The sequence below is a fragment of the Sinorhizobium sp. 6-70 genome (assembly GCF_030124375.1).
Taxonomy (GTDB): Bacteria; Pseudomonadota; Alphaproteobacteria; order Rhizobiales; family Rhizobiaceae; genus Sinorhizobium.
Window position 1 is genome coordinate 201,802 of the sequence record NZ_JASKLS010000002.1, and the last position, 25,298, is coordinate 227,099.

Below are 25,298 nucleotides of genomic sequence, written 5' to 3' on the forward strand. Positions count from 1 at the left end.
AGTATCGTCGAAGGCCTTCGTAAGGACGCCGAAGCCAGCGGACGATTTGACCTCGCCGCCCATTTCCGAAAGCAGCTCTATCTCATAGGCCGGTTGTCCGAGCGCGATATTGGCCATCTCGAAGGCGGTGACCGCCGCGAAGCCCATAAGCTGGAACCCTGGAAAGACAACAAAGCCGATGCGATGCATGACGCAAATCCCTGGCCGGAATTGCTGTATATATGGCATTTGCGACATAGTATAAACCTCTGCGCTGCGAAAGTAGAATGCCCCTCGACCGGGACACCCGCTCCCGCGCCGGCACTTGATTAACGAACGCTCGATGTCCCGGCGGCGGACACGTCGCTCCCAGCACTCTCGCTCGCTGCCGGTGAGACACTGCCGGATGAAGCAATCACCACCGCCGACATGCCGGGCCTCAGGCGGTCGAGGCCCGTCTGGCCCTCATCGAGCGCGATCTTCACCGGGACTCGTTGCGCGATGCGGGTGAAGTTGCCGGTCGCGTTGTCAGGAGGCAGCAGCGCAAACTGCGCTCCCGTGGCGGGCGACAGGCTCTCGATACGCCCGCGCAAATTCGCATCCGGAACCCCGTCTACGGCCACGGTGACGGCGTCGCCTGCCTGCAGGTCGGGCATCTGTGTTTCCTTGAAATTGGCGACGATCCAGAAATCTCGCGAGACAACGGGCACTAGTAGAGTGCCGGGACGCACGTATTGCCCGACTCTCGCCTGTCTCTCGCCGACCCAACCGTCGGAGGGCGACCGGATGACTGTGCTTGCAAGTTCGATCTCGGCCAGTCTCAGTGCGGCGTCCGCCGCGGCAATATCGGCCTCCAGTTGCGGACGCTGGCTTTCCAGTACGTCCGTCTGCCGAAGCGCGGCGCTGACACTCGCCTGCGCCTCGGCAATCTTCGCAACGGTGCGCAAATGGTCCGCTTCCGACTCGTCGCGGCTTGCGCCCGACACCCAGCCATGCCCATTCAATGCATGAATACGCTCGAATTCACGCGTCGCTCGTTTGGCGTCGGCCTCCGCTGCCTTCAGCGCCGCGCCGGCCTGCTCGACGACGGCCCTTTGGAATTCAATTTGACGGCCCAGAGTTTCGAGCAAGGCCCGACGCGTCGCGACGTTCGCCGAAGCCTGGTCGACACGTGCCCGGTAGTCGCTGTCATCGATCCGGAACAACACGTCGCCGGTCTTGACCGCCTGGTTGTCCCGAATGGCGACCTCGGTGATGTAGCCGCTGATCTTCGGGCTGATCGGAGTGACATCGCCGCGCACATAGGCGTTGTCGGTCGATCCTGCGTTCAATCGTGCCAACAAGCCCCCTGGCGAGATTGCGGTCGAGGCGGCCGCAAACACGAACCCCGCGACAAGCACGCTTCCCAATCCGGCGCTTAACAGTTTCATGGCTTTTTTCCTTGCGAGAGCTTGAGCGGACGGGGCAATGCCGGTGAGCGGCCGATTGCGACGACCGCAACGGTGCTGAGCATCAACATGATGGCAACGACGAAGAAGCCGTCGTCGAAGGCGAGCGTCCAAGCCTGCCGGCGTGCTGCGACGGCAATCTGCGCAACCGCCCGGGCGGTCGCGCCGGCATCGTCGGCAACCCGGCTCGCGAGAGCTCCCGCGAGGCTGGAGATCCGGTCTGCATCCAGGACGTGGTAGAGCGACACGCTTTCGGTCAGGACGTTGGAATGGAACTTCTGGCGCTCGGTAACGAAGTTCGAAACGATGCCGACCCCGAACGTCGTGCCCGCCAGGTTGCTGATATTGAAGGCGAGCGATGCCGTCGGAAGGTTATGAGGCTGCAGGCTGCCCGTGCCGATGACCATGGCGGGGGCCAGCAGCAGGAGCTGCCCGGCCGAATAGATGGCGAGCGCCAGGCGGAACTCCGCCGCTGCGGAAAGTGCCGTCTCATTGATCATGAGCGCCGCTCCGGAAGCCAGGAGGAGGACGCCAAGCCCCATGGCGACGCGCAGATCCCATCGACGCAGCAACCACCAAACCAGCGGGAACGCGAGCAATTGCGCAACCGCCGCCCACAGCATCAGCCCGGAGATTTCGAGTGGGCGATACCCCTGCACGACGGCGAGGAACTGCGGTGCGAGATACGAAGGTACCGCGAAGCCGGAGCGCAGCACAAAATTGAGCCCCAGAGGAATGCCGAACTTTTGGATGAGCAGCAGCCGAGGCGTTATGAGCGGCAGCGGCGAGAAGCGAACCGCGAACACGAACCCTGCCCAGGCGGCAACGGAGAGAAGCGTGCCCCGGACGATCACTTCGTTTTCGAACCAGAAACGCCGCGTTCCCTGGTTGAAAACCAGCATCAGGCTCGCAAGAGCGAGCGACAACAGCGTGACGGCCACCCAGTCGGCTTTCAGCGCCGACCAGTTGGGCGCTTTGTGGGGCACCCAAAGACGGGCGGCAAGTGCCAGCAGCGCGCCGATGATTGCCTGGATCAAGAAGAGGGCTCTCCAGCCGAGGCTGTCCTCGACGAACCCGGAAATCAAGGGTCCTGCCGTCGCAGGGAAGAGAAGCGTGAATGCCAATATGATCACCGCATAGGGCAGCCGCGGACCGCCCGCGACCATGAAGGTAGCCGCGAACGCCGCCGGACCGAAACCGCCGGCTGCGAAGCCCTGGACGGCACGAAAGGCGACCATGGCGCCAAGATCCGTCGTCGTGGCGCAGGCGATCGCGAGGGCAGCGAACAGAATGGAGCTGATGACCAGATAGCGGCCGATGCTCAATGCCCCGATCAACAATCCGGAAGTGACGATCCCGGCGCAATTGCCCATGGTATAGGTCGTGAGTATCCAGGAACCTTCGTCCGCGGTGGAGAAGAGCCCTGCCTGGATGTCGGCGATGTTGGCCGAGGGAAATTGCGCCGACAGGCTCACCAGGAATGAGCCCGCAAGTCCGGTGGAGAGAAAAAGAACCTTTTGTGGTGTTAGAGCCGGCTCGATCATCTCGCTTCTCCTGCAGCGCCGCGCGTCTCATCAGACGCGCTACGAACGCTGTAACACTTTGAATTGGCGCATCTTTTCCCGTTGAATTGGCTACAAATTCAAGGAAACATGCATTGGGCCTCTCGGATAGCCGTTGCGCCCTGGACGAGCGCTGATGCATTCATCGAAGGCGGTACGCGCCCGACCGTGGAGCGCGTAGCGTGTCGCTTTCGTACCGGCACTAGCCGGCCGCGGCCCGATAGCGAGCGGCGGGCACGCTGCGGGAAAGGTTCGGCATGAGCTTCTGACGCGCCGCCTCGTAGGCATCCCAATCGGCGGGATCCGGAAGCGCCGGAATGGTGATCCGCTCGCCCATGTCGAAGCCGGCGAGTGCCGCGTCCACCATGTCCTCGGCGGGCATGACCAGTTCGCTTGGGACATGCTCTATCGGCGTGCCGGCGATAGCCCAGAAGTCGGTGGCGGTCGCGCCCGGAAGCACGGCTTGAATGCGGATGTTCTTATCGGCCAGTTCGCTCTGGAGCGACTGCGTGAAGGCGAGCACGAAAGCCTTGCTTCCGCCGTAGACGCCATTCAGCCTTTCCGGCGCAATGCCGACAATCGAAGCGATGTTGATGATCTCACCGGTCCCGCGGGCAACGAAGCCGGGGACCACCGCGTAGGTCAACCGCGTCAGCGCGCTGACGTTCAGCGTGATCATCTCTTCCATCTTGTCGACATCAGACGCGAGCAACGGCGCAGTCGCGCCGACGCCGGCGTTGTTGACCAGCAGGGTTATGCTGGCATCGGCCTGAAGTATGCGTTCGATGCGGCCGAGATCGGCCTTGTTGCCGAGGTCCGCCTGAACGACCTCGATCGAGCGGCCGGTCTCGTCGGTGAGGCGCCTGGCGAGTTCGTTGAGGCGGGCCTGGTTACGGGCCACGAGGATCAGATCATACCCCCTGCGCGCCAGGCGATCGGCATAGATCGCACCAATGCCGGAGGAAGCGCCGGTGATCAGCGCGGTGCCTTTCGAGTGCTGGTTCATAACAGGCTCCATTGCGTTGGATTTGGAGCCTGATATTAGGCCGAACCGGCTATGTCTCAAATGTCATATATCCAGCAATTTCGGCCATGACGCAAAGTGATGTGCCTCTGTCCGGTATTCGACGCACTGAGATGGCAACGGTCCGCCGGCATCAGCGTCGGGCGTCAATGGGAACTATCGACCCGCCGAAGAGCGCGGCGATTGCGGACGGCTCCCGCGGATCGCTGTCCCAGGCGCAGGGCGTGGCAGCGAGCGCAAGGATGGCAATGCCCATCACTAGAAGGCGCATTTGAACTCTCCTCTTTTGACCAGAGTGATCGTGATCCTTGCGAGGCGCTTGAACTCTTCGCCGGTTCCGTTGAAGCAACCAGACCACGCCCTTGCTATTCCGGGTTCCTGTCGGCTCATCCAAACGTGAAGACAAAGGCTTCGACGCCCGGATCAAGGAAGCGGATCTCGAACGTCCGCTCCCGCACCTCGCCTGACTGGCGAACCAGTTGGTAGAGCCGCGTTTCCGAGACCGTGCCGCTTCCATTGCTATCGATGTCCGAGCCGTGATCCGGACCTGGTGCAACACCGTCGACCTTCACCTGAAAGCGCAGCTTCCTGCCGTCAGTCCCTGGTCCAAGGACAAGGTGCAGATCCCGCGCGCTGAAGCGGTAGGTGATGCTTCCGCCGGAACGATTGAGCGTCGCTTGCTCGGGTCCCACGGTCCAGTTGCCCCTGAGGCCCCACTGATTGAGGTCGAGGTCCCCGACCGAGTAGTCGCGCGCCTCATCGGCCGCAACACCTTCGGGCGATACGAAGTTCCCGGCACGCATGTAGCCGACATAGTCCTCGCCTGATTGGAGGTTGGCGAAATCGGGGGCGGATTCGGCGCCTTTGGCCTCCGGCTTCACAATCCCGCCATCGTTCCTGCGGCTACCCGCAGCTTCGGCCAGGAGTTCCTGGATGACGCGCTCCGACTCCTCGTAATCACCCTCCCCGAAATGATGGTGCCGGATGTGTCCCTCGGCATCGATGAAATAATGCGCCGGCCAGTAGCTGTTCCCGAAGGCGCGCCAGATCGCGAAGTCGTTGTCGATCGCGACAGGATAGCCGATCTTGAAGTCCCGGACCGCCCGCTTGACGTTGTCGATGCGCTTCTCGAAGGCGAATTCGGGTGCATGAATTCCGATCACGATCAACCCCTGATCGCGGTACTTCTCTGCCCAGGCCCGAACATAGGGGATCGTCCGGATGCAGTTGATGCAGGAGTAGGTCCAGAAATCGACGAGCACGACCTTGCCGCGAAGCTCTTCCACAGTCAGCGGCTCGGAATTGAGCCACTCGACGGCTCCGTCGAGCGAAGGAAAGGTCCCCTCCACCGGCAAGCTGCTCCGATAGGCTTGCCGCGCGTCATCCGTGGCCGGCCCCTTGCCGTTGCTCGCTATCGTGCGGTTGGCTCCAGCGGGGGCGCCACGCAGGCGATTGAGGAGCGATTGTTCGAGGTTCGTCGTGCCCGCATAGGACAGGCGTGCCAGCAGCCCTGTATCGAGGCCAAGCGCAATCGCCGCGACTCCCGCGAGCACGGCAACGCCGAGGCCCTGACGAAGGCGCTCGCCCACGCCGAGCGATCGCTTCATCGCCGCGAAAATCTTTCCTCCGGCCAGAACAGCAAGGGCAAGCGAGGTGGCCGCGCCCGCGGCATAGGCCGTCAATAGAAACGTGGTCGCGACGTTGGCGCCATGGAGGGCGGCGCCGGTCAGCACCAGCCCCAGAATCGGGCCGGCGCAGGGCGCCCAAAGGAGGCCGGTAGCGACGCCAAGAAGCAGGGATGCTCCGACACTCGTCTTCTGCCCGACCGCTCTCTGCGAGAGGCGGTTGCCAAGAGCGACCACCGGCCGGGTGACCACGGCCGCGACTTGCGGCGAGAGCAGCATTACGCCGAAGACCGCGAGCATTGCGATCGCCACATAGCGGCCGGCCTCGTTCGCTTGTACCGCCCAATCTCCGCCGAGCGCGGCAAGCGTTGCCACACCCGCGAATGTCACGACCTTTCCGATGAGCATCGGAAGAACGCTCGTCGCGAATGGCTGACCGGCCCGAGAAAACACAAAGGGCAGGACAGGAAGGATGCAGGGGCTGACAATGGTCAGCACGCCTGCGACATAGGCAATAATGAATAGGATCATTGTCGTCCCTCTACCGTGGACCGACGCCTTATCCGGTGTCGGTCGCGCTTGACACGCGCAGCAAGGGACCAGAGGGAAGTATCTCGCTTGTGTCCTCTTCCAAGCGGATCTGTATCAAAGTGCAGGAGGCCCGTGGGACCTCCTGTGCCTGCAAGGATCGGCAGCCGGCAAAGCCGCCCGCGCCAGCGACGGCTATCGCAGAAGTTTGAGAAGTTCCTTGGCGGCCGATGTCGACGAAGATGGGTTCTGCCCGGTGACCAGCCGGCCGTCCACGACCGTGAAATCAGCCCAATCCGCGGCCTTTTCGAAGCGCCCGCCCAGGCGCTTCAGCTCGTCCTCGACGAGGAACGGCACGACGTCGGTCAGTTGCACCGCCGCCTCCTCGGAATTGGTGAAGCCGGTGACGCGCTTCCCCTTGACGATAGGCTGCCCCTGATGAGTAACCTCTTTGAGAACGGCCGGGCCGTGGCAGACGGCCGCGACCGGCTTGCCGGCGTTGTAGAAGCCTTCGATAAGGGCGATCGAGTTCCTGTCGTTGGCCAGATCCCACAGCGGGCCGTGGCCGCCCGGGTAGAAGATCGCATCGAAGCCGTCCGCTTTGACGTCGCCGAGTTTTACGGTGTTTCCCAGTGCCTTCTGGGCCGCCGGATCTTTCCTGAATCGCTCCATCGCCTCGGTCTGGTTGCCCGGCTCGTCGCTCTTGGGATCGATCGGCGGCTGGCCACCCTTCGGCGAAGCGAGCGTGACCTCGGCCCCGGTATCCTTGAAAACATAATAGGGTGCCGCGAACTCCTCGAGCCAGAAACCGGTCGGCTTGCCCGTATTCCCAAGCTGGTTGTGCGAAGTCAAAACCATCAGGATTTTCATCGTCATTCTCCCTCTCTTGAGGCGTGCCCAAACTCGGGATCGCCGGGATTATTCTCGAACTCGGATGTGGCCTGACATCCTTGCTTCGCAGCCTATCCCCGGTACTTGGCGGTATATTGGCCGACTGCGGCTGGCTCTTTCTGCTTGCAGATTTACTTCTTGCCGTTTTCGCGTGAATACTTGTCGGTCGATAATGACTCTCCCACAAAGCGGCAGAATAAAATGGATCGCATCGATGCAATGAAGGTTTTCGTCACGGCGGTCGACGAGGGCAGCCTCGCCGGCGCGGCCCGGCGGCTGAAGCGATCGCCAACGGCAGTCAGTCGGGCGCTGAGCTTCCTGGAAGCCCATGTGGGCGTCGAACTCCTGCACCGGACGACACGCACACTCAAGCTCAGCGAGGCCGGGCAACGCTACGCAGCCGCCTGTCGGCGCGTGCTGACCGACCTCGAGGAGGCCGACATGCTCGCAGGAGGGGAGCGCTCCGCGCCCCGTGGGATGTTGACGGTTTCGGCACCGCCGATCCTTGGCGAAGAGGTGCTTCGCCCTGTCCTGGACGATTTCCTCGATCGCTACCCCGCCGTGTCAGCACAACTTCTCCTTCTCGATCGGTTCGTCAATCTGGTGGACGAAGGAGTCGATATCGCCTTGCGCATCGGCCATCTGGCGGATTCGTCGCTTATCTCCACCCGGCTTGGCGGCGAAGTCCGGCGTGTCGTGGTCGCCTCACCCCGATACCTTGCCAATCATCCCCGGATTGAAGAGCCGGCGGACCTTGCCAAGCATCAGATCGTGGCATTCACCAATTTCGGCCTTGACTCCTGGAGCTTTACGCCGGCGAAGGGCTCGTCCATCCCCCGAACCGTCCAATTTGCGCCGAGGTGCATCGTCAACAGCGTCCGCGCGGCCGCGGCCTCCGCGTGTGCCGGGCACGGTCTGACCCGGCTCTATTCCTATCATGTCGCCGAATATGTCAGGGACGGACGCCTCAAGATCGTGCTCGCCGACGCCGAGCATCCGCCGCTGCCGACGCATATGCTCGCCCCTCAAGGCCGTATGTCGGTGCCGAAGGTCCGCGCCTTCGTCGATTTCGCCGCGCCGCGGCTGCGCTCCGAATTTGCTCGTCTGGCGGCAGAAGCCGGTACGCTCGACTGATTATGCCGATTTGCGGTTGAGTGTCTGCCAAACGCCGGTAATTCTCTCAAATGCCGGATGGATCTAACTTCCATTGCACCAACGCCGAGGGCGGAGGGCGGCCGCAGAAAGCAGCCGCTGCAATTGAGAAAGGATCGCATCCATGAGTACCGAACAGAAAGTCGTCATCATCACCGGTGCGTCGCAAGGCATCGGCGCCGGATTGGTTCGCGCCTATCGCGACCGGAATTACCGCGTCGTCGCCACTTCCCGGTCGATCAAGCCGAGCGTGGACCCGGACATTCTTGCCGTCGCAGGCGACATCAGCAAGCCGGAAACCGCGGAGCGGATCGTGCGCGAGACGCTCCAACGCTTCGGCCGCATCGACTCGCTGGTCAATAATGCCGGCGTCTTCCTCGCCAAGCCGTTTGTCGAAATGACCCAGGAAGACTACGACAACAACCTCGACGTCAACGTGGCCGGCTTCTTCCACATCACCCAGCGCGCCGCCCAGGAGATGCTGAAGCAGGGCTCGGGCCATATCGTCAGCATTACCACCAGCCTGGTCGATCAACCGATTGCTGGCGTACCGTCCGCGCTCGCTTCGCTGACCAAGGGTGGCCTGAATGCGGTGACCCGGTCGCTCGCCATGGAGTTCTCGAAGAGTGGCGTTCGTGTGAACGCGGTCTCTCCGGGAATTATCAAGACGCCGATGCATCCGGTCGAGTCGCATTCGATGCTGGCTGGACTGCACCCCGTCGGCCGCATGGGCGACATTCGCGACATCGTCGACGCCGTTCTTTACCTCGAGAACGCCGGCTTCATCACCGGCGAGATCCTCCACGTCGATGGCGGCCAGAACGCCGGACGCTGGTAAGCGCGAACATCAGAGAGCAGTCGCGCCGTGGCGGCACGGCTGCCGTCAGCGACCCAGACAATTCTCACAAAGGAGACAGCAATGCCTGTCGTCACCGTACAGGTTACCCGCGAAGGAAGCGCACCGGGCCGCAATTCGGTTACCGCCGAGGAGAAGGCCGCAATCATCAAGGGCGTCAGCGAGGTGCTCCTCAACGTCCTGAACAAGCCGCTTGAATCGACCTATGTCGTGATCGAGGAAGTCGACCTCGACAATTGGGGCTGGGGCGGGCTGCCCACGGTTCAATACCGCCAAAAACGGGCCGCAGGGACAAAGTCCTGAGCCGCAAGCTTGCATTCTTGCCGCCTGCCGGTGCGCCGCGCAGGCGGCAAGTTTCTCGAAATGAACGAACACTCACCGACGGCACGGCCCGATCACCGCTCGCGTAAGCTGGGCGATCTTGATGGTCAGAGGCAGGTCGTGATCCCGCCGTCGACATAAAGCGTGTGTCCATTGACAAAGGATGATGCACGGCTGGCGAGGAAGACAGCCGCGCCGACGAGTTCATCGACCTCGCCCCAGCGCGCCGCCGGCGTCCGCTTTTCCAACCACGAAGAAAATTCTTCGCTGTCGACAAGGGCCTGGTTCAACGGCGTCTTGAAATAGCCCGGCGCAATGGCGTTCACCTGCAAGCCATGCTTCGCCCAGTCGGCGCACATGCCGCGCGTCAGGTTTTTCAAGGCGCCCTTGGTGGCCGTATAGGGGGCGATCCCGGGACGCGCCAGTTCGCTTTGCACCGAGGCAATGTTGATGATCTTGCCTGCACCGCGCTTGATCATATGCCGGGCGACCGCCTGGCCGACATAGAAGGCGCTGGAGACGTTGGTCTTCAACAGTTGCTCCCAGCGGTCGGCAGGAAATTCCTCGAGCGGCGTGCGAAACTGCATGCCGGCGTTGTTGACCAGGATGTCGATCGGCCCGATGTCCCGCTCGATCGCTTCGACGCCGTTCTTCACTGCATCATAGTCGGTCACGTCGAAATCCGAGATGGCAACGTGATGAGCGGCATCCTTGAGAGACCCGGCAGCAGCGTCCAGCTTCGAGCGGTCGCGGCCATTGAGCACGATTGAGGCGCCGTGCTCGGCCAGACCGCGCGCCAGCGCAAAGCCGATGCCTTGCGACGAGCCTGTCACAAGGGCCCGTCTGCCTGCGAGATCAAAAAGTGGAAAAGCCATAGCGTTGGTCCCTGCATGTTCGAGCGGAATACGCTCACGTATGTTCGCGCCATCGCTCTATCACTTGGTTTTTGCCGCATTTACGCGACGTCAGGTGATTCCACCCGACTGCAAGATACTCCAACTGTCGATGCAGGGACTACGTGTCAGTCTTCGACCACGAGACTCTTTGCTTTGGGATGGCTTCCTCGACGGCCGACTGGCCGGCGTCGTACGCGCCGCCGCTTCGGCTCTTCCTTGGCCTCCGACGTGATGACCTAGACCTGGACGAAATGATCCTGTGCGACCTGTTGATAGCGGCGGACCTCCGGAACGTAGTCTGGCGCTCGCAAGGGGCTCTTCAACTCGTCGCTCGCAACGTTCCGACGCCTGTGACGACGGGTCGGATCGGCGATCGGTACAGCGGCCATGAGCTTCTTCGTATAGGGATGCTGCGGGTTCTCGAAGACCTGTGCGCGCGGGCCGATCTCGACGATCTCGCCGAGATACATGACCGCAACCCGATGGCTGACGCGTTCGACGACCGCCATGTCGTGGGAGATGAAGAGATAGGCAAGCCCAAGGCTCGCCTGCAGTTCAAGCAGGAGATTGATGACCTGCGCCTTGATCGACACGTCCAGAGCGGACACGGACTCATCGGCGACGATGACCTTGGGATCGAGCGCCAGGGCCCGCGCGATGCAGACGCGTTGGCGCTGGCCGCCGGAAAATTCATGCGGGTAACGCGATGCCATGTCCGGCTGCAGTCCGACGCGCTCGAGCAGGTCGACGACCTTTTCGCGCGCCTGTTTCGCAGAGCCGAGCTTGTGCTCCAGATAGGGCTCGGCGATCGCCGCGCCGACGGTCATGCGCGGGTTGAGGCTGGCGAAGGGATCCTGGAAGATCATCTGCATGGTTCGGCGCATTTCGCGGAGCGCCTTGCGGTCCATGGCGAGCACGTCCTTGCCGTCGAGCATGACGGAGCCGCTCTGCGGCTCGATCAGGCGCATGATCGCCCGGCCCGTCGTCGACTTGCCGCAGCCGGATTCGCCGACGAGCGAAAGCGTCTCGCCCTGCTGGAGGCTAAAGGAAACATTCTCGATCGCGTGTACCCGGCCCTGCAGCTTGCCGAGCAGGCCGGCATGGACGTCAAAGCGCTTGACGAGGTTCTTCACCTCCAGGATTGGCTTCCGATCCGTCGCAACGGTGTTGGCGCCCTCTCCCAGCACATCCGGCAGGCCGGTGGCGCTGTCGATCTTCGGAAAGCGCAGAGGCTGCGCTTCACCCTTCATGGAGCCCAGCATTGGCACGGCGGAGAGCAGCGCCCGGGTATAGGGATGCTTGGGTCGAACGAAGATGTCCTCGGTCCTGCCGGTCTCGACCGCGTCGCCGCGATACATGACGACCGTACGGTCGGCAATCTCGGCGACGACACCCATGTCGTGGGTGATGAAGAGCACGGATGTCCCCTCTTCTTCCTGCAGCACCTTGATCAGGTCGAGGATCTGCCCCTGGATCGTCACGTCGAGGGCCGTGGTCGGCTCGTCGGCGATCAGCAGCTTCGGCCGGCTGGCCAGTGCCATGGCGATCATCACGCGCTGCCGCATGCCGCCGGAGAGGCGATGCGGATACTCGTCGAAACGCGAGGCCGCCGATGGGATGCGCACCTTGTCGAGCAGGCGGATGGTCTCGGCCCTACCCTCGGCTTTGGTCATCGGCCGATGACACAGGAGGGCCTCGGAGATCTGGTCACCGATCGTGAACAGCGGATTGAGGCTGGTCATCGGCTCCTGGAAGATCATCGCGACGTCATTGCCGCGCACCTTGCGCATCTCGCTTTCGGGAAGCTCGAGGATGTTGCGGCCACCGAGGATCACGCGCCCCTCGGTGCGGCTCGTGTCCTTCTGCAAGAGGCGCATGACCGACAGCGACGTGACGCTTTTGCCGGAACCCGATTCGCCGACGATAGCGACCGTCTCGCAGGGCGCCACCGAGAAAGAAATGTCGCGAACCACCGGCTTCCAGGCGCCGTCGACCAGAAACGAGGTCGTCAGGTTCTCGACAGAAAGAACGGGCGCCGTCGGGCGGACAGTCTGCGTGTCGGAGTGGGCCATGTCTAACATCCCTTGAGGTTCTGCTCGGTGGTCGCGACGCTTCAATCGGGCCAGCGCTTGAGGCTTGCGAAGCGGCGCGCGTTGCGTTCGGCAAGGGACGTCGCGATGATCTCGTTCGAATTCCTCGCCTTGGTGAGCTCGGCCGTGAGCCGCTCGGCAACAACCGTCTCCTGCCCCGGATGCAGGTTGCAGGGGTCCAGGTAGAAATAATTGTGCTCGACCTCGTGATCGCGCACGATCACCGGTGGCGTGCCGCGGGCGAGCGCATCCGCGAGATCCCAGGCGGTGATATGGGCCTCCTCCGGCGTGATGCTGACGCACAGGCGGTCGAGCGGATTCCCGGTCGGGTCAGGTTCGATCACCGGCTTGACACCGGGGAGGCTCTCGAGCGTGTCGCGCCAGAGGTGCAGGTAGCCGGTCTCGCGTGCGCGGATGCCGGCGTGATCGCGCTTCTCCCAGGCTTCGAGCGCAGCCATGACGCCAAGCATGCTTTCCTTGCCGACCTTCATGCCGCGGCCAATGCCTAGGTTCTGCAGGAAGGCGTTGCGCACCAGTCGCTTCGAGCCGGCGACGATGCCCGAGGTCGGCCCGCCCAGGAACTTGTGACCGGAATAAAGTGCAATGTCCGCGCCCGCCGCGAGGAAGCCCCTGAGATCGTACTCGGAGGCCGCGTCGACGATGACCGGCACGCCCTTGGCATGGCAGACTTCGACGAATTCGCTGAGGCCGACCAGACCGTATTGCACGACGTGGTGGGAAACGACGTACACAGCGGCGGCGGTGCGCTCATTGATAGCGCCTTCGACATGATGGCGATGGGTCGAGGTGGCCTGGCCGACGAGTACGGGCTTGGCTCCGGCGAGGCGGATTGCCTGGTCCACGGGCGCTCCGTAGCTAACGACGTGGCCCATCTGGATGATGACCTCGTTCTTGAGCCCCGCCGTATCCGGCAGGCGCTCGATCGCGGCGATGTCGTCGCCCGTCATCGCGCCGGCGACGGCGAGGCTGATGCCGGCGGAGCAGGAGGCGGTAACGAACCCCGCCTCGCCGCCCGTCAGTCGCGCGATCGCCGGGCTTACCTTGCGTTGCAGGTCGTTGATCTCCACGAATTGCGGCAGTATGGCTGTCATCGCGGCGATCGCTTCCGGAACCACGATCGATGCGCCGAGGCTGGTCATCGTGCCGGATACGTTGATAACGGGACGAAGTCCGAGGGCGTCGCGGATGTCGCGGTCAGGCATAGTGATCTCCATCAGATTTTCTCGCATGCGAGGCACAAAGAGTATTCCGTTTTTGCGGAATATCTACCATAATAATGTTACTTAAGCGATCGCCCCGCGCCCGTCGGTCAGGCATTCCGCCATCCGCGGCGGGGCGCATCTGACGCGGTACGGGAGCAGAGTCGTGGACAGCAACGCAATTGAAGCCGAACGCAATTCCGGGCCGACTGGCAAGGCGCGCCGCTCGCGCGTCAGCGGCATGGACCGGGCGCTGCAGGTGCTCGATTTCCTTTATGAAACCGGTTCGCCAAGCAGCGTCTATGCGATCGCCAAGGCTGTCGGTGCACCGCTTTCCACCATCTACGTAACCGTCGATGACATGGTGGAGAAGAACCTTCTCAGTCGCGATGCCGATGGGGCGGTCTGGCTCGGCGACCGCCTTTACCACTATGGCCTCGCCTATGCCCGCTCGCTCGATTTCCTGGGTGTCGCCACCCGCGAGATGCATGATCTCGGCCGCGAGGTTTCCGAAACCATCCAGCTCTGCGGCCGCGACGGCGACTATATGCAGGTGCTCGCCATGGCGGACGGCCCGGGCCATTTCCAGGTCACGTCTCGCGTCGGCACGCGTGTGCCGCTCAACTGGACCGCATCGGGCCGGCTGCTGGTCGGGCATCTTCCGGCCGACGAGCGGCTCGAACTCTTTCGCCGCTGTGCCCGCTCCTCGCCGACCGGCCGTGCCGACATCGACCCGGCGATCCTTTCGACACAGGCGGAAAGCGCCCTTGCGGCGAAACTCTCGATCCAGGCCGGCGAATCCGATTATGCCGTTGCCTGCGTCGCCGCACCGATCCTCGACGACAAGGGAAGTTGCGTCGCGACCATCTCCATTGTCCTGCCCGAGCAGAAGGTCCTCGACGACCGGGACCACTACGCCCGGCACGTCCAGGTTTCCGCCGAGCGGATCGAGAAGATGATGGGCTGGCGCAGCCATTGATCGCTTCCTCCGCAGTCAGTCGTGAAGTGCGACGATCGCTTCGATCTCGACGGTGATGTTGCCTGGCAGCGAGCCGAAGCCGACCGCCGAGCGCGCATGTTGACCCGCCTCGCCGAAAACGTCGATCATCAGGTCCGAGCAGCCATTGATCACCCGCGGGTGTTCGCGGAATTCCGGCACGGCGTTGACCATGCCGAGGATCTTGACGATGCGTTTGACCCGGCCGAGATCGCCGAGCGCGTCGTGCATCACCGCCAGCAGGTTGATGCCCGTCAGCCGGGCATGGTCGTAGGCGCTTTCGACGTCCACCTCGGCGCCGACCTTGCCGGAATGCAGGTGGCCGTTGACCTCGCGCGGACCCTGGCCGGAAAGGTAGAGGATGTTGCCTTCCCGGACATACGTCACGAAATTGGCGATCGGCGGCGGCGCCGGAGGAAGATCGATGCCGAGGACGGCCAGGCGCTCATAGGGTGAGGCCGGCGAACGATCCGCTTTCTTGTCCAAGCTGTTCACGCGAATTCCTGTCAGGTTTCTATTCTTCTGTCTGCTTCAACGGTAGCTGAAGCCGTGGCTGTGGTCGGGGCATTCGACATGCTGCGGCTGGTAGCGGTTGGCCGCGACGAGATGGCTGCCCATCACGGCAAAACGCGGCTCGAAAAGGCGGCTGAGATGAGCCTCGGCGCCGAGCGAATCGAAGACCTTCAGATCGGAGTCAACGAGGTCGAAAATGGTGAATTCGGCGCGGGCGCCGACGTGCAGGAGGTCGTTCATCGGCAGGCGGATGACCGAGGCCGGCGCATGGGTCACAGCCTCGACGACCTTTTCGAAGGGCATGCCAACGCTCAGGAGCTTCGACATGGTGGTGCCGAGGTCCCAGACCGACTGGTTCATGCTGCGCAGATGCACGTCGGTGGAGATTGAGAAAGGCATGAGGCCGCGCTCGATGGCGACCTCGGCAACCCGGAAGGAGAACGAGGCGCCGCCGTGGCCGATGTCGAGGCGGATGCCTTCACCGGCGCAGCGTTCGGCGAGCGCAAACAGATCCTCGTCTTCGATGATGCTGCTGCCGGCCTTGCCGTTGAAGCAGTGCGTGACGATGTCGCCAGGTCCGAGGATTTCGAGCACCTCGTCGTAGAGCGCCGGCGGCTCGCCGACATGCACCATCATCGGAATCTTCAGGATCTTGGCGATCTTCTTGCCGAGCTTGACCGGGGTCACGCCCCAGGAGCCGGTGATCACGTGGCTCGCGCGCACCTTGAGCCCGACGATGTGCTCGCGGTTCGCCTCGTAGCAGGCAATAATGCGGTCGATGTCGATCGAGCGGATGTCGCTGAGTTCGCTCACCCGGTTGCAGGCAACGAGACCAATCGAGCCGAGATTGAGGAACGCCTTGATGCGCTCTCGCGACGGCTCGATGATATATTCGCGGAAGCCGTGGAAGTTCGCCTCTCCCGCAGAGCCGGCATCGACGATCGTCGTGACGCCGCGCTCCAGGCCGCAGACCTGCGGACGCACGGAGATATCGGTGCCACCGTGCCAGACGTGGGCATGAAGATCGATCCAACCGGGCGAGATCCAGGCGCCTTTGCCGTCGACGCGGCGAGCGCCTTCCGGCGCCGAAAGGCCTTTTCCGACCGTCGCGATCTTCCCATCGGCGCCGACGAGAATGTCGATCGTTTCGGCGGGCGACGGCGTGCCGAGGGCGACGGGTTTGACGTTGCTGATGAGAATGGGCTCAGCGGTACCGTTTGGCATGGATCAGAGGTCCTTTCTGAGGCGGGGGTCGAGCAGGTCGCGCAGACCATCGCCAACCATCTGGAGGGACAAGACCGAGAGCACGATGGCAATACCGGGAAACAGCGTCACCCAGTCGGCTTGTCCGATATATTGACGGCCTGCGGCGATCATCGTGCCCCAGGTCGGGATTTCAGGGCTCACGCCGACGCCGAGGAAAGAGAGCCCGGCTTCAGCGAGCATGGCGTGGGCGAAAAGGAAGGTGCCCTGCACCAGGATCGGCGAGACGAGATTACGCAGCACGTGCCGTGTCATGATATGAGGCGTCGAGATGCCGAGCGCCCGGGCCGCCTCGATATAGGGCAGTTCGCGGATCACCAGCGTGGAAGCGCGCACCACACGTGCAAGCCTCGGCGCATAGACGACGCTCAACGCGACGATGACGGTCGTCAGCGACGGGCCGAGGGCGGCGACGAGCGCGATCGCGAGCAGGATGTCCGGAAAGGCCATCATGGCGTCGATCAGCCGGGCGATCGGCGTGTCGAGCCTGGGGAAAAAGCCGGCCACGAGCCCCATGACCACCCCGATCACGGTTGCAAGCGCCACCACCGCGGCGCCGACGAGAAGCGAAAGCCGACCGGCATAGATAGTGCGTGAGAACACGTCGCGGCCGAACTCGTCCGTGCCGAAGAACCACTGCAGGCTTGGCGGCGACAGCCGGTTGACGATCGAGAGCTTGCCGGGCGCATAAGGCGCGACAAGCGGCGCGAAGACGGCAAGCAGCACGAAGACGGCGAGGACGATAAGCCCGAAGGCGACCGTCTTGCGTTTGAAAAGGCGCCGCAGGAATTTCTGGCCTTCGCTCGGCGCGGGGTTTGATACGGTGGCGGACATCAGTAGCGCACCCTTGGGTCGACGAGGAGATAGAGCATGTCGATCGCGAAATTGATGAGCACGTAGAGCGCGGCGATCACCAGCAGCGCGCCCTGGATCACCGGATAGTCGCGCCTGAGCACAGCGGAGACGACGAGATTGCCCACGCCCGGCAGGCCGAAGACGGTTTCGGTGACGACAGCGCCGGAGATCAGGACCGCCGCGGTGAGCCCGATGATGGTGAGGATCGGTATCAGCGCGTTCTTCAGTGCATGCTTCATTACCACGCGCCGTTCGCCAAGGCCCTTGGCACGGGCGGTGCGGATGAAATCGTCGCCGAGTACGTCTAGCATCGAGGCACGGGTAAAGCGCAGAATGAGCGCCGAGGAGACGACGCCGAGCGCGATCGCCGGCAGTGTCAGATGATACATGCGCTCCAGGAACGATGCGCCGGGTCCGCCATAGCCCGAGACCGGGAACCAGCCGAGCCGCACGGCGAGCACCTGGATCAGGATGAGGCCGAGCCAGAAGCTCGGCACGCTGGCGGCAAGCATCGCCAGCGTCGTCGCCGCCTGGTCGACGAGCGAGCCGCGCCGATAGGCGGCATAAATGCCGATCGGCAGCGCGATGGCGCTCGCGATGAGAATGGAGAACAGCGTGAGGAAGAAGGTCGGCTCGGCCCGTTCGGCGAGCGCCGACGTCACCGGCTGGTTGAGGAAGATCGACTGGCCGAGATCCCCCTGGAGCAACTGGCCTATGTAATAGACATATTGCAGGACCAGCGACTGGTCGAGGCCGAGCCGGCTGCGCAGTGCGGCGATGTCTTCCTGCGTCGCTTCCGGCCCGAGCATCACGGCGGCGGGGTCGCCCGGCGTCACGCGCACGATGACGAACACGATCGTGACGACGAGCGCCATGACGACGATCATGCCGAAAAGGCGCTGAAGGATGTAGCGTATCATGGTGACCTCGAACTTCTCTCAGGCGCACGCCGCATTCCGGCGAGCACGAGGCTCGCCGGAGGGTTCTGGTGCGAGCATCACTTCTTGATCGAAGCGTTCCAGAAGTAGGGCCAGGGCGCCGGAGAAACGCCATCGAGCGTCTTCGACTTCGCGGACAAGGCGTTGAAGTCGCCGATCTTGATGAAGGGCACTTCTTCGAAGATCACCTTCTGCACGTCCGCCCACAGCGCCACGCGCTTGGCCGGGTCGGACTCCGCGTTGAAGGCATCGACGGCCTTGGCGCGCGCCGGCGTGTCCCACTGGCCCGGCGCCTTGGTCGACATCATGCCGATGAGTGCCGGCTCCGGCAGGAAGGGGCTGTGAGTGATGTAGATGTCCCAGAGCGTCGGATCGGCGCGGCGCTGGGTGAGCGTCGCCCAGTCGACCACCTGCAGGTCCACGGTGAAGCCGGCCAGTTTCAGATATTCCGCCGCGACCTGCGCCATCTTGTAATGGAACTCGTACTGCCGGCTCGTCAGGATCCTCAGGGGTTCACCTTTGTAGCCCGCCGCCGTCAGAAGCTCAGCCGCCTTCTCGGGATCAGCAATATTGTAGTTGCCGTCGGTTCCCGCATCGGTGCGCCAGGAATATTGCGCCGGGTAGAGTGCCGCGTCGAGCGCGTAGAAATCAGTGCTGCCGAAGGCGGCCGCCATCATGTCTTCCATGCTGAGCGCCGCGCGGATCGCCTTGCGCAACTCCTGGTTCTTGGTGATGCCGTTGCCGGAATTCAGAACGAAGACCGGCCAGCCGAAGGGTTGCAGCATCACCGGCTCGGAAGCACTGGAGCCTTTCACGCGTTCGAGCGATTCGACGGGAAGCGAATCGACATAGTCGTACTGTCCGGAAACGGCGGCCTCGATGCGCGTGTTCGGATCCGGCACGGGGACGAAACGGATCTCGTCGGCATATTGATGGCGTGCGCCTCCATAACCGTTACTTTCACCGTCGGGCGAAGCGTAAGCGTCAAAGCGTTCGAGTTGGATATATTGGTCGGCCTTGCGTTCCTTGAGCTTGTAGGGGCCGGTTCCGACGAAATCGACCATCGGCTCGGCCTGCTTCTCCGAGGGAAGCACGATCGCCGCCGAATTGTTGAAGGCGAGCAGGGAGACGAGCGGCGCATAGGGCGCGTTGAGCGAAATCTTGACGGTCAGCGGGTCGACCGCTTCGACGCCGGCAATCGTCGCTGCGGTCTGCTTGCCGCGTGATGCCGTCTTCATCCAGCGATCGAGCGAGGCGACGACGTCCTTGGCATCCAGGTCGGTGCCGTCGTGGAACTTGACACCGGAGCGCAGCTTGATCGTGTAGGTTTTGCCGTCGGCACTGATGTCCGGCATGCCGGCCGCGAGTAGCGGCGTCGGCTTCCAGTCCTTGTCGAAGGTATAGAGTGTTTCGAAGATGTGCTGTGAGACAATGCCGACGAGATCGGCGGTCGAGGCCATCGGATCGAGTGTCGGCGGCTCACCCACCGTCGCTACATTGATCACCCCTCCCCTTTCCTGATCAGCGAAGGCGAATGACGCCGACGCGACGAGCGCCGTGCCGAGAAGCAGTGCAAGCTTAGCTGACTTCATGTCCGTTCCTCTCTTATTATTCCATAATTATGTTGTATGATGTGTTATATTGGAATACATGAAGGGCAGGATGTCAAGGCACTCCTACGCAGCTCAGAAAGGGGAGCCCAGGATGTCGGGTTCTGCCGAAGCGTTCGCACAGTAAGCGGAGGACGAATTCCAGCGTTAGCGCCCGCTTCTGAGGTGTCATCCAACCTCCGCAGGTTGACATCAGCGATGGCACAAACGGCTTTGCGCGCGACGTGAAGCCTGCGCTAACCGGAACAGAAATTCCGCATCGCGATTTTCATTGCGTATTCATTCCATTTCGTTTCTACTGCGCAGGCTTTCGCAGCGAAAGGCGGATGTGGACGAAGTCGAGGAGGGACTGTCCCGTCAAGCGCCTGTATTTCTTAGCTTGCACGAACTGGGAGGATTGATCTTGAAACGATTCAGCTGGACGCTCACGGCTACTTCGGCGCTTTCGGTTTTTCTTGGAACCGAAGCTTTTGCAGCAACTGAGCTTGCCTGGTGGCACGCGATGACTGGTGCCAACAACGAAGTGGTCGAGCAGCTTGCCAAAGAGTTCAATGAGAGCCAAAGCACCTACAAGGTGGTTCCCGTTTTCAAGGGCACCTATCCGGAAACGCTGAACGCCGGTATCGCGGCATTTCGTTCGAAACAGGCACCGGCAATCCTGCAAGTCTTCGACGCGGGCAGCGGTGTGATGCTGGGCGCTGAAGGTGCGGTCGTCCCAGTCGCCGACGTGTTGCGGAAGGGCGGATACGAATTCAACAAGGACGAGTATCTCCCCGGTATCGTCTCCTACTATTCCAAGGCCGACGGCACGATGCTGTCGTTCCCCTACAATTCATCGTCGCCGATCCTCTACTACAACAAGGACGCGTTCACGAAGGCGGGGCTCGACTCCGAGAAGCCGCCGGCAACCTGGCCCGAGGTTTTCGAAGCGGCCAAGAAGATCAAGGCTAGTGGCGCCTCCGCCTGCGGCATCACCTCCACCTGGTTGACCTGGATCCAGACCGAGAATTTTGCCGCCTGGAACAATGTGCCCTATGGCACGAACGAGAACGGGCTTGCGGGTCTTAATGTCGAACTCGAGATCGACGCGCCATTGTTCGTCCAGCATTTCCAGGCCATCGCCGACTTGGCCAAGGACGGCACGTTCCGCTATGGCGGGCGGACCTCGGAGGCAAAGCAGCTGTTCACCTCGGGTGAATGCGCGATCCTGACCGAGTCGTCCGGCGGTCTCGGCGACATCATCAAATCGGGCGTCAATTACGGCATCGGGCAACTCCCCTATTACGAGGGCAGCGGTCCGCAGAACACGATTCCTGGCGGCGCGAGCCTTTGGGTCTTCGCCGGCAAATCGGACGACGAATACAAGGGCGTTGCCGAGTTCTTCCACTTCCTTTCGCGGACCGAAATCCAGGCGCGTTTGCATCAGGTCTCGGGTTATTTGCCGGTGACTCTGGCAGCTTACGACGAGACGAAGAAGTCCGGTTTTTATGAAAAGAATCCGGGCCGCGAAACGCCGATCAAGCAGATGATGGGCAAAGCACCGACCGAAAACTCGAAGGGTGTGCGCCTCGTCAACCTCCCCCAGGTCAGAGACATCCTCAATGAAGAATTTGAGGCAATGCTCTCCGGCCAGAAGGACGCCCAGAGTGCCTTGAGCGAGGGCGTCAAGAAAGCCAACGCGGCGATCGCTGCGGCGGTCAGCAATTGACACCAGGTGCACCCTGCCCGCGTCGTTCACCGCCGCGGGCACTCATCTTTCAAGGAAGGGGCGCACGTTGCAGCCTGTCGTCTTTCCCAACAAGATCCTGCCCTATGTTCTGTTGGCGCCGCAGATCATTCTGACGGTGGTCTTCTTCTTCTGGCCGGCGAGCCAGGCGCTCTATCAGTCGGTCCTGCGCGAGGATCCGTTCGGCCTCAAGTCGGGCTTCGTCGGGCTCGCCAACTTTCGGACCATTCTCTCCGACCCGGCCTACCTGCATTCCTTGGAGGTCACGGTGGTCTTCAGTGCGGCGACGGCACTCCTGTCGATGGCGGTGGCGCTTCTGCTGGCAGCGTCGGCGGATCGCGTCGTGCGGGGGAGGAATGTCTATCGCACCCTTCTGATCTGGCCCTATGCCGTAGCTCCGGCGGTTGCCGGAATGCTGTGGCTTTTCATGTTCAACCCGGCGATGGGGACATTCGCCTACCTGCTTCGGCGCAACGGCCTCGTTTGGGATCCGCTCCTCAATGGCAACCAGGCGATGCTGCTCGTCATCATCGCGGCCGCCTGGAAGCAGATCAGCTACAATTTCCTGTTTTTCGTCGCAGGCCTGCAGGCCATCCCGAAATCGCTGATCGAAGCGGCATCGATCGACGGCGCCCGCGGCGCCAAACGTTTCTGGACGATCGTCTTCCCTCTGCTTGCACCGACAACGTTCTTCCTGCTTGTCGTCAACACGGTCTACGCGTTCTTCGACACCTTCGGGATCATCCACGCCGTAACCGGCGGCGGGCCGGCAAGGGCGACAGAGACGCTGGTCTACAAGGTGTACAACGATGGTTTCGTCAATCTCGATCTCGGTGGGTCCGCCGCCCAATCGGTGATCCTCATGGCGATCGTTGTTGCGCTCACGGCGTTCCAGTTCCGCTTCGTCGAAAAGCGCGTCCACTATTCGTGAGTTGCCGACATGATCGAAAACCGTCCCATATCGAACCTGGTCGGGCATCTTGTGCTCGTCATCGGTATCCTGATCGTCGTATTTCCGATCTACTACACGTTCGTGGCTTCGACGCGAACGTCCGTAGAAATCATCCGCCCGCCAATGTCGCTCTCAATCGGCTCCCAGTTCGTGGAGAACTATCGCGAGGCCATGGCGGGCGGTGTCGAGCGCGTTGTGGGCGTCAGCCTCGAGCGGCTGCTTCTCAACTCGACGATCGTGGCGCTCGCGATCGCCGTCGGCAAGATCGTCATCTCGTTTCTCTCCGCTTTCGCGATCGTCTTCTTCCGCTTTCCTATGAAGATGGTCTGCTTTTGGATGATCTTCATCACACTGATGCTGCCGGTGGAGGTTCGGATACTGCCGACCTACAAGGTGATCGTCGACCTCGGATTGATCGATACCTATGCCGGATTGACCCTGCCGCTGATGGCCTCGGCAACGGCGACATTCCTGTTCCGCCAGTTCTTCCTGACGATTCCGGGCGAATTGGTCGAAGCAGCGCGCATCGACAATGCCGGTCCCTTTCGCTTCATGCGTGACATCCTACTTCCGCTTTCGAGAACGAACATCGCAGCCCTGTTTGTCATCCTCTTTATTTATGGCTGGACACAGTATCTCTGGCCGCTTTTGGTCACGAACGATGCCAAGATGAATACGATCATTATCGGACTGCGACGAATGGTCGATTTCACGGACGCGTCGACTCCGTGGAACTACGTCATGGTGACCGCGATCCTCGCGATCATTCCTCCCGTTCTTGTCGTTGTGTTGATGCAGCGCTGGTTCGTCAAAGGCCTCGTGGAGACGGAGAAGTAATGGCTGAAATCATCCTCAAGGATATTCGCAAGACCTATGCTGGCGCCGTCGAGGCGATCCAGGGCGTCTCGCTCGAGATAAAGGATGGCGAACTCGTCGTGCTTGTCGGCCCTTCCGGCTGCGGCAAGTCAACGCTTCTGCGCATGATCGCGGGGCTGGAAGGCATAACGTCCGGCGAGATCCTGATCGGAGATCGACGCGTCAATGAACTGGACCCGGCCGAACGCGACATCGCCATGGTGTTTCAGAATTATGCGCTGTATCCGCATATGACGGTTCGTCAGAACCTCGCCTATGGCCTCAAAAATCGCAAGACGCCGAAAGACGAGATCGAACGACGTATCGCAAAGGCCGCGAAAACGCTCGAAATCGAACCCTATCTTGACCGCAAGCCGCGCCAGCTTTCGGGCGGGCAACGCCAACGCGTCGCGATGGGACGCGCGATCGTTCGCGAACCGGCCGCCTTTCTCTTCGATGAGCCGCTGTCGAACCTCGACGCCAAGCTCAGGGGGCAGATGCGCATCGAGATCAAACGGTTGCAGCGTTCGCTTGGAACCACAAGCGTCTACGTGACACACGATCAGATGGAAGCGATGACGCTCGCCGACAAGCTGGTCGTCGTCAACGCCGGACGCATCGAGCAGGTGGGCACGCCAATTGAACTCTATGAGAAGCCAGCGACCGTGTTCGTCGCGACCTTCATTGGTTCGCCGTCCATGAATCTGCTCGGCGGCGACTCCGCCACCGATGGCTGGTCGCTGGCGCCCAATTTCCCAAGGCCATCCGGATCGTTCACGATCGGGGTCAGGCCGGAGGACCTGACGGTCGTCGCGGAGCACGCCGGGGTCGGCGACTTTGAAGCGACGGTGCGCGTCGACGGTATCGAGCTGGTGGGCGCCGAGAGTCTGTTGCACGGCAGGCTCGCGAGCGGGCATGACCTCGTCTTTCGTGTCTCGGGACGAGCTGCCTTTCAGATCGGCGATGAGGTTAAAGTGGCCGCCGGCCGCGAAACCCTCCATCTTTTCGACGCGCAGGGCAGACGAGCCACGCTCGGCTCTTGACCGGCCACTTTGCGGCGAGCGGGTATTCGTTGGGTCGTGTCAACGAGGACTGGGCGAATTGCGCCCCGGGATGCCTGCAAGCGTTCGAGAGTTCAATCGTGAACTGGAAGATTGTACGTCCTCCATTCGGCTCGAAGGCAGCTGAGGCAGCGTCTGTCGCATGTCGGTATCGACAACAGAAAGCGGTTCTGGATTCTTCCGTGTCGCTGGAGCTTGGGGTTTAAGACCTCGCATACCGTTCAACACCGTGAGCAGATCGTAGCCATGGGCCCAGCGGCCGAAGCCGCTCGCGACGTTGATGTGGCCTGCGTGGCCGAGATCGATGGGCCCGCTGCCCCATTTTCCGGAAAGCGACTTCAAGCGATCGAACGGCATGTAAGGATCGTTGAGACTACCCACGATAAGGCTGGGGAATGGCAGCACAAGCTTCGGCATCGCTCCGAAGTCGATAGCGCCGGGATGCAGCCGCTCCGTTTCGTCGAGGTCGCACGGCGCGACCAGGAGGGCACTCCTCACGCGTTTGGCGAGAGGCCTGTCGGCCAAGGCTGCCACGGGAACCGAACCGAGGCTGTGCGCCACCAGGTCGACCGTTTCATGTCTCGCGATTTCCACCTCCAGCGCCGCCCGCCAACGCGCAAGCGTCGGGTAGTTCCAATCCTGCTGTTCGATGATGGCGCGCCCGGATGATCGGCGAGCCAGTAACGTTGCCAATGCCCGTCGCCCGAGCCGAAAAGTCCTGGAACGATCACTGTTTTCGCCATGCTTTCCGCCTCTCAGCGCTCGCAAACGTTCGGTCGCCGGTTCGACGCCACAGTTTGCGATTGTGCCCGATGGCGAATGCCGCAGTAAGGAAAGAAGATTTATGGTCTATAATATTTATAGAATATATTGCCGCAAGACGGGCGGCGGCGTCGCGGCCGCGCATCCGAGAGGCTGTGCTTTATGAAAAACGAC

The 25,298-nt window shown here is 62.1% G+C and carries 22 protein-coding genes and 2 pseudogenes; 8 read left to right on the plus strand and 16 right to left on the minus strand.

The annotated features are described in order from the left end of the window. The 7 genes and pseudogenes from QN222_RS04780 to QN222_RS04810 form a co-directional block, all read right to left on the minus strand. Nucleotides 1-189: pseudogene (locus QN222_RS04780) on the minus strand (GlxA family transcriptional regulator); the annotation flags it as partial. 119 nt (nt 190-308) lie between these two features. Then, a complete protein-coding gene (locus QN222_RS04785) occupies nt 309-1,409 on the minus strand; it encodes an HlyD family secretion protein (RefSeq protein WP_283964803.1) in 1,101 nt (366 codons plus the stop codon). Continuing rightward, the gene (locus QN222_RS04790; protein WP_283964802.1) at nt 1,406-2,971 is read right to left on the minus strand and encodes an MFS transporter; all 1,566 of its coding nucleotides are present in this window, start codon (nt 2,969-2,971) and stop codon (nt 1,406-1,408) included. Before QN222_RS04790 ends, QN222_RS04785 begins: the two co-directional genes overlap by 4 nt. A gap of 220 nt (nt 2,972-3,191) precedes the next feature. Then, nucleotides 3,192-3,995, minus strand: a complete 804-nt coding sequence (locus tag QN222_RS04795; RefSeq protein WP_283964801.1) for an SDR family oxidoreductase — start codon at nt 3,993-3,995, stop codon at nt 3,192-3,194. A 151-nt stretch (nt 3,996-4,146) separates the two neighbouring features. Next, a complete protein-coding gene (locus tag QN222_RS04800; protein WP_283964800.1) occupies nt 4,147-4,284 on the minus strand; it encodes a hypothetical protein in 138 nt (45 codons plus the stop codon). 115 nt (nt 4,285-4,399) lie between these two features. After that, entirely contained in the window at nt 4,400-6,169 is a 1,770-nt protein-coding gene (locus tag QN222_RS04805) for a cytochrome c biogenesis protein DipZ (protein WP_283964799.1), read from the minus strand. A 192-nt stretch (nt 6,170-6,361) separates the two neighbouring features. Beyond that, nucleotides 6,362-7,036, minus strand: a complete 675-nt coding sequence (locus tag QN222_RS04810; RefSeq protein WP_283964815.1) for a type 1 glutamine amidotransferase domain-containing protein — start codon at nt 7,034-7,036, stop codon at nt 6,362-6,364. Between the two features lie 222 nt (nt 7,037-7,258). Here QN222_RS04810 and QN222_RS04815 point away from each other — a divergent pair, with 222 nt between their 5' ends. From QN222_RS04815 to QN222_RS04825, 3 genes are all read left to right on the plus strand, one after another. Beyond that, on the plus strand, nt 7,259-8,191 hold the full coding sequence (locus QN222_RS04815; RefSeq protein ID WP_283964798.1) for a LysR family transcriptional regulator: 933 nt from the start codon (nt 7,259-7,261) through the stop codon (nt 8,189-8,191). A gap of 142 nt (nt 8,192-8,333) precedes the next feature. Next, nucleotides 8,334-9,047, plus strand: coding sequence for an SDR family oxidoreductase (locus tag QN222_RS04820; protein ID WP_283964797.1), 714 nt, complete (start codon nt 8,334-8,336; stop codon nt 9,045-9,047). Between the two features lie 81 nt (nt 9,048-9,128). Beyond that, on the plus strand, nt 9,129-9,368 hold the full coding sequence (locus QN222_RS04825; RefSeq protein ID WP_283964796.1) for a 4-oxalocrotonate tautomerase family protein: 240 nt from the start codon (nt 9,129-9,131) through the stop codon (nt 9,366-9,368). 125 nt (nt 9,369-9,493) lie between these two features. On the opposite strand, the gene QN222_RS04830 is transcribed toward QN222_RS04825, so the two are convergent. From QN222_RS04830 to QN222_RS04840, 3 genes are all read right to left on the minus strand, one after another. Further along, entirely contained in the window at nt 9,494-10,261 is a 768-nt protein-coding gene (locus QN222_RS04830; protein ID WP_284005276.1) for an SDR family oxidoreductase, read from the minus strand. Nucleotides 10,262-10,518: 257 nt separating this feature from the next. After that, nucleotides 10,519-12,354 (minus strand): ABC transporter ATP-binding protein, encoded by a 1,836-nt coding sequence (locus QN222_RS04835; RefSeq protein WP_283964757.1) that lies wholly within the window; start codon nt 12,352-12,354, stop codon nt 10,519-10,521. Between the two features lie 41 nt (nt 12,355-12,395). After that, nucleotides 12,396-13,595, minus strand: coding sequence for an aminotransferase class V-fold PLP-dependent enzyme (locus QN222_RS04840; protein ID WP_283964758.1), 1,200 nt, complete (start codon nt 13,593-13,595; stop codon nt 12,396-12,398). Between the two features lie 163 nt (nt 13,596-13,758). Here QN222_RS04840 and QN222_RS04845 point away from each other — a divergent pair, with 163 nt between their 5' ends. After that, nucleotides 13,759-14,571, plus strand: a complete 813-nt coding sequence (locus tag QN222_RS04845; RefSeq protein ID WP_283964759.1) for an IclR family transcriptional regulator — start codon at nt 13,759-13,761, stop codon at nt 14,569-14,571. 15 nt (nt 14,572-14,586) lie between these two features. Here the strand turns inward: QN222_RS04845 and QN222_RS04850 are convergent, their stop codons facing one another. From QN222_RS04850 to QN222_RS04870, 5 genes are all read right to left on the minus strand, one after another. Further along, nucleotides 14,587-15,090 (minus strand): RidA family protein, encoded by a 504-nt coding sequence (locus QN222_RS04850; RefSeq protein ID WP_283964775.1) that lies wholly within the window; start codon nt 15,088-15,090, stop codon nt 14,587-14,589. Between the two features lie 30 nt (nt 15,091-15,120). Continuing rightward, nucleotides 15,121-16,326: an amidohydrolase/deacetylase family metallohydrolase gene (locus tag QN222_RS04855; protein WP_283964760.1), complete on the minus strand. Its 1,206-nt coding sequence runs from the start codon at nt 16,324-16,326 to the stop codon at nt 15,121-15,123. A 3-nt stretch (nt 16,327-16,329) separates the two neighbouring features. Continuing rightward, nucleotides 16,330-17,199 carry an ABC transporter permease gene (locus QN222_RS04860; RefSeq protein WP_283964761.1) on the minus strand — a complete coding sequence of 290 codons (870 nt, stop codon included), beginning with the start codon at nt 17,197-17,199 and terminating at the stop codon, nt 16,330-16,332. After that, nucleotides 17,199-18,140 (minus strand): ABC transporter permease, encoded by a 942-nt coding sequence (locus QN222_RS04865; RefSeq protein ID WP_180943747.1) that lies wholly within the window; start codon nt 18,138-18,140, stop codon nt 17,199-17,201. The genes QN222_RS04860 and QN222_RS04865 overlap by 1 nt, the downstream gene beginning before the upstream one ends. Before the next feature lie 77 nt (nt 18,141-18,217). Then, on the minus strand, nt 18,218-19,750 hold the full coding sequence (locus QN222_RS04870; protein ID WP_283964762.1) for an ABC transporter substrate-binding protein: 1,533 nt from the start codon (nt 19,748-19,750) through the stop codon (nt 18,218-18,220). A gap of 421 nt (nt 19,751-20,171) precedes the next feature. Between QN222_RS04870 and ugpB the strand changes: the two genes are divergently transcribed. The 4 genes from ugpB (at nt 20,172) to QN222_RS04890 (ending at nt 24,344) form a co-directional block, all read left to right on the plus strand. After that, a complete protein-coding gene (ugpB, locus tag QN222_RS04875) occupies nt 20,172-21,476 on the plus strand; it encodes a sn-glycerol-3-phosphate ABC transporter substrate-binding protein UgpB (RefSeq protein WP_283964763.1) in 1,305 nt (434 codons plus the stop codon). 67 nt (nt 21,477-21,543) lie between these two features. Further along, the gene (gene ugpA, locus QN222_RS04880) at nt 21,544-22,425 is read left to right on the plus strand and encodes a sn-glycerol-3-phosphate ABC transporter permease UgpA (RefSeq protein WP_283964764.1); all 882 of its coding nucleotides are present in this window, start codon (nt 21,544-21,546) and stop codon (nt 22,423-22,425) included. A gap of 9 nt (nt 22,426-22,434) precedes the next feature. Then, entirely contained in the window at nt 22,435-23,283 is an 849-nt protein-coding gene (gene ugpE, locus QN222_RS04885) for a sn-glycerol-3-phosphate ABC transporter permease UgpE (RefSeq protein WP_283964765.1), read from the plus strand. Then, complete coding sequence (locus QN222_RS04890; protein ID WP_283964766.1) at nt 23,283-24,344, plus strand: sn-glycerol-3-phosphate import ATP-binding protein UgpC; 1,062 nt, start codon at nt 23,283-23,285, stop codon at nt 24,342-24,344. The genes ugpE and QN222_RS04890 overlap by 1 nt, the downstream gene beginning before the upstream one ends. A gap of 39 nt (nt 24,345-24,383) precedes the next feature. Here the strand turns inward: QN222_RS04890 and QN222_RS04895 are convergent. Beyond that, nucleotides 24,384-25,105 (minus strand): annotated as a pseudogene (locus QN222_RS04895) (RBBP9/YdeN family alpha/beta hydrolase). Between the last annotated feature and the right edge of the window lie 193 nt (nt 25,106-25,298).

Coding starts and splice junctions, on each gene's coding strand:
- ugpE (WP_283964765.1), top strand. CDS start 22,435: ATGATCGAAAACCGTCCCATATCGAACCTGGTCGGGCATCTTGTGCTC.
- QN222_RS04830 (WP_284005276.1), bottom strand. CDS start 10,261: ATGGCTTTTCCACTTTTTGATCTCGCAGGCAGACGGGCCCTTGTGACA.
- QN222_RS04870 (WP_283964762.1), bottom strand. CDS start 19,750: ATGAAGTCAGCTAAGCTTGCACTGCTTCTCGGCACGGCGCTCGTCGCG.
- QN222_RS04890 (WP_283964766.1), top strand. CDS start 23,283: ATGGCTGAAATCATCCTCAAGGATATTCGCAAGACCTATGCTGGCGCC.
- QN222_RS04795 (WP_283964801.1), bottom strand. CDS start 3,995: ATGAACCAGCACTCGAAAGGCACCGCGCTGATCACCGGCGCTTCCTCC.
- QN222_RS04835 (WP_283964757.1), bottom strand. CDS start 12,354: ATGGCCCACTCCGACACGCAGACTGTCCGCCCGACGGCGCCCGTTCTT.
- QN222_RS04860 (WP_283964761.1), bottom strand. CDS start 17,199: ATGTCCGCCACCGTATCAAACCCCGCGCCGAGCGAAGGCCAGAAATTC.
- QN222_RS04815 (WP_283964798.1), top strand. CDS start 7,259: ATGGATCGCATCGATGCAATGAAGGTTTTCGTCACGGCGGTCGACGAG.
- QN222_RS04825 (WP_283964796.1), top strand. CDS start 9,129: ATGCCTGTCGTCACCGTACAGGTTACCCGCGAAGGAAGCGCACCGGGC.
- QN222_RS04820 (WP_283964797.1), top strand. CDS start 8,334: ATGAGTACCGAACAGAAAGTCGTCATCATCACCGGTGCGTCGCAAGGC.
- QN222_RS04840 (WP_283964758.1), bottom strand. CDS start 13,595: ATGCCTGACCGCGACATCCGCGACGCCCTCGGACTTCGTCCCGTTATC.
- QN222_RS04810 (WP_283964815.1), bottom strand. CDS start 7,036: ATGAAAATCCTGATGGTTTTGACTTCGCACAACCAGCTTGGGAATACG.
- QN222_RS04855 (WP_283964760.1), bottom strand. CDS start 16,326: ATGCCAAACGGTACCGCTGAGCCCATTCTCATCAGCAACGTCAAACCC.
- QN222_RS04790 (WP_283964802.1), bottom strand. CDS start 2,971: ATGATCGAGCCGGCTCTAACACCACAAAAGGTTCTTTTTCTCTCCACC.
- QN222_RS04865 (WP_180943747.1), bottom strand. CDS start 18,140: ATGATACGCTACATCCTTCAGCGCCTTTTCGGCATGATCGTCGTCATG.
- QN222_RS04805 (WP_283964799.1), bottom strand. CDS start 6,169: ATGATCCTATTCATTATTGCCTATGTCGCAGGCGTGCTGACCATTGTC.
- QN222_RS04785 (WP_283964803.1), bottom strand. CDS start 1,409: ATGAAACTGTTAAGCGCCGGATTGGGAAGCGTGCTTGTCGCGGGGTTC.
- QN222_RS04800 (WP_283964800.1), bottom strand. CDS start 4,284: ATGCGCCTTCTAGTGATGGGCATTGCCATCCTTGCGCTCGCTGCCACG.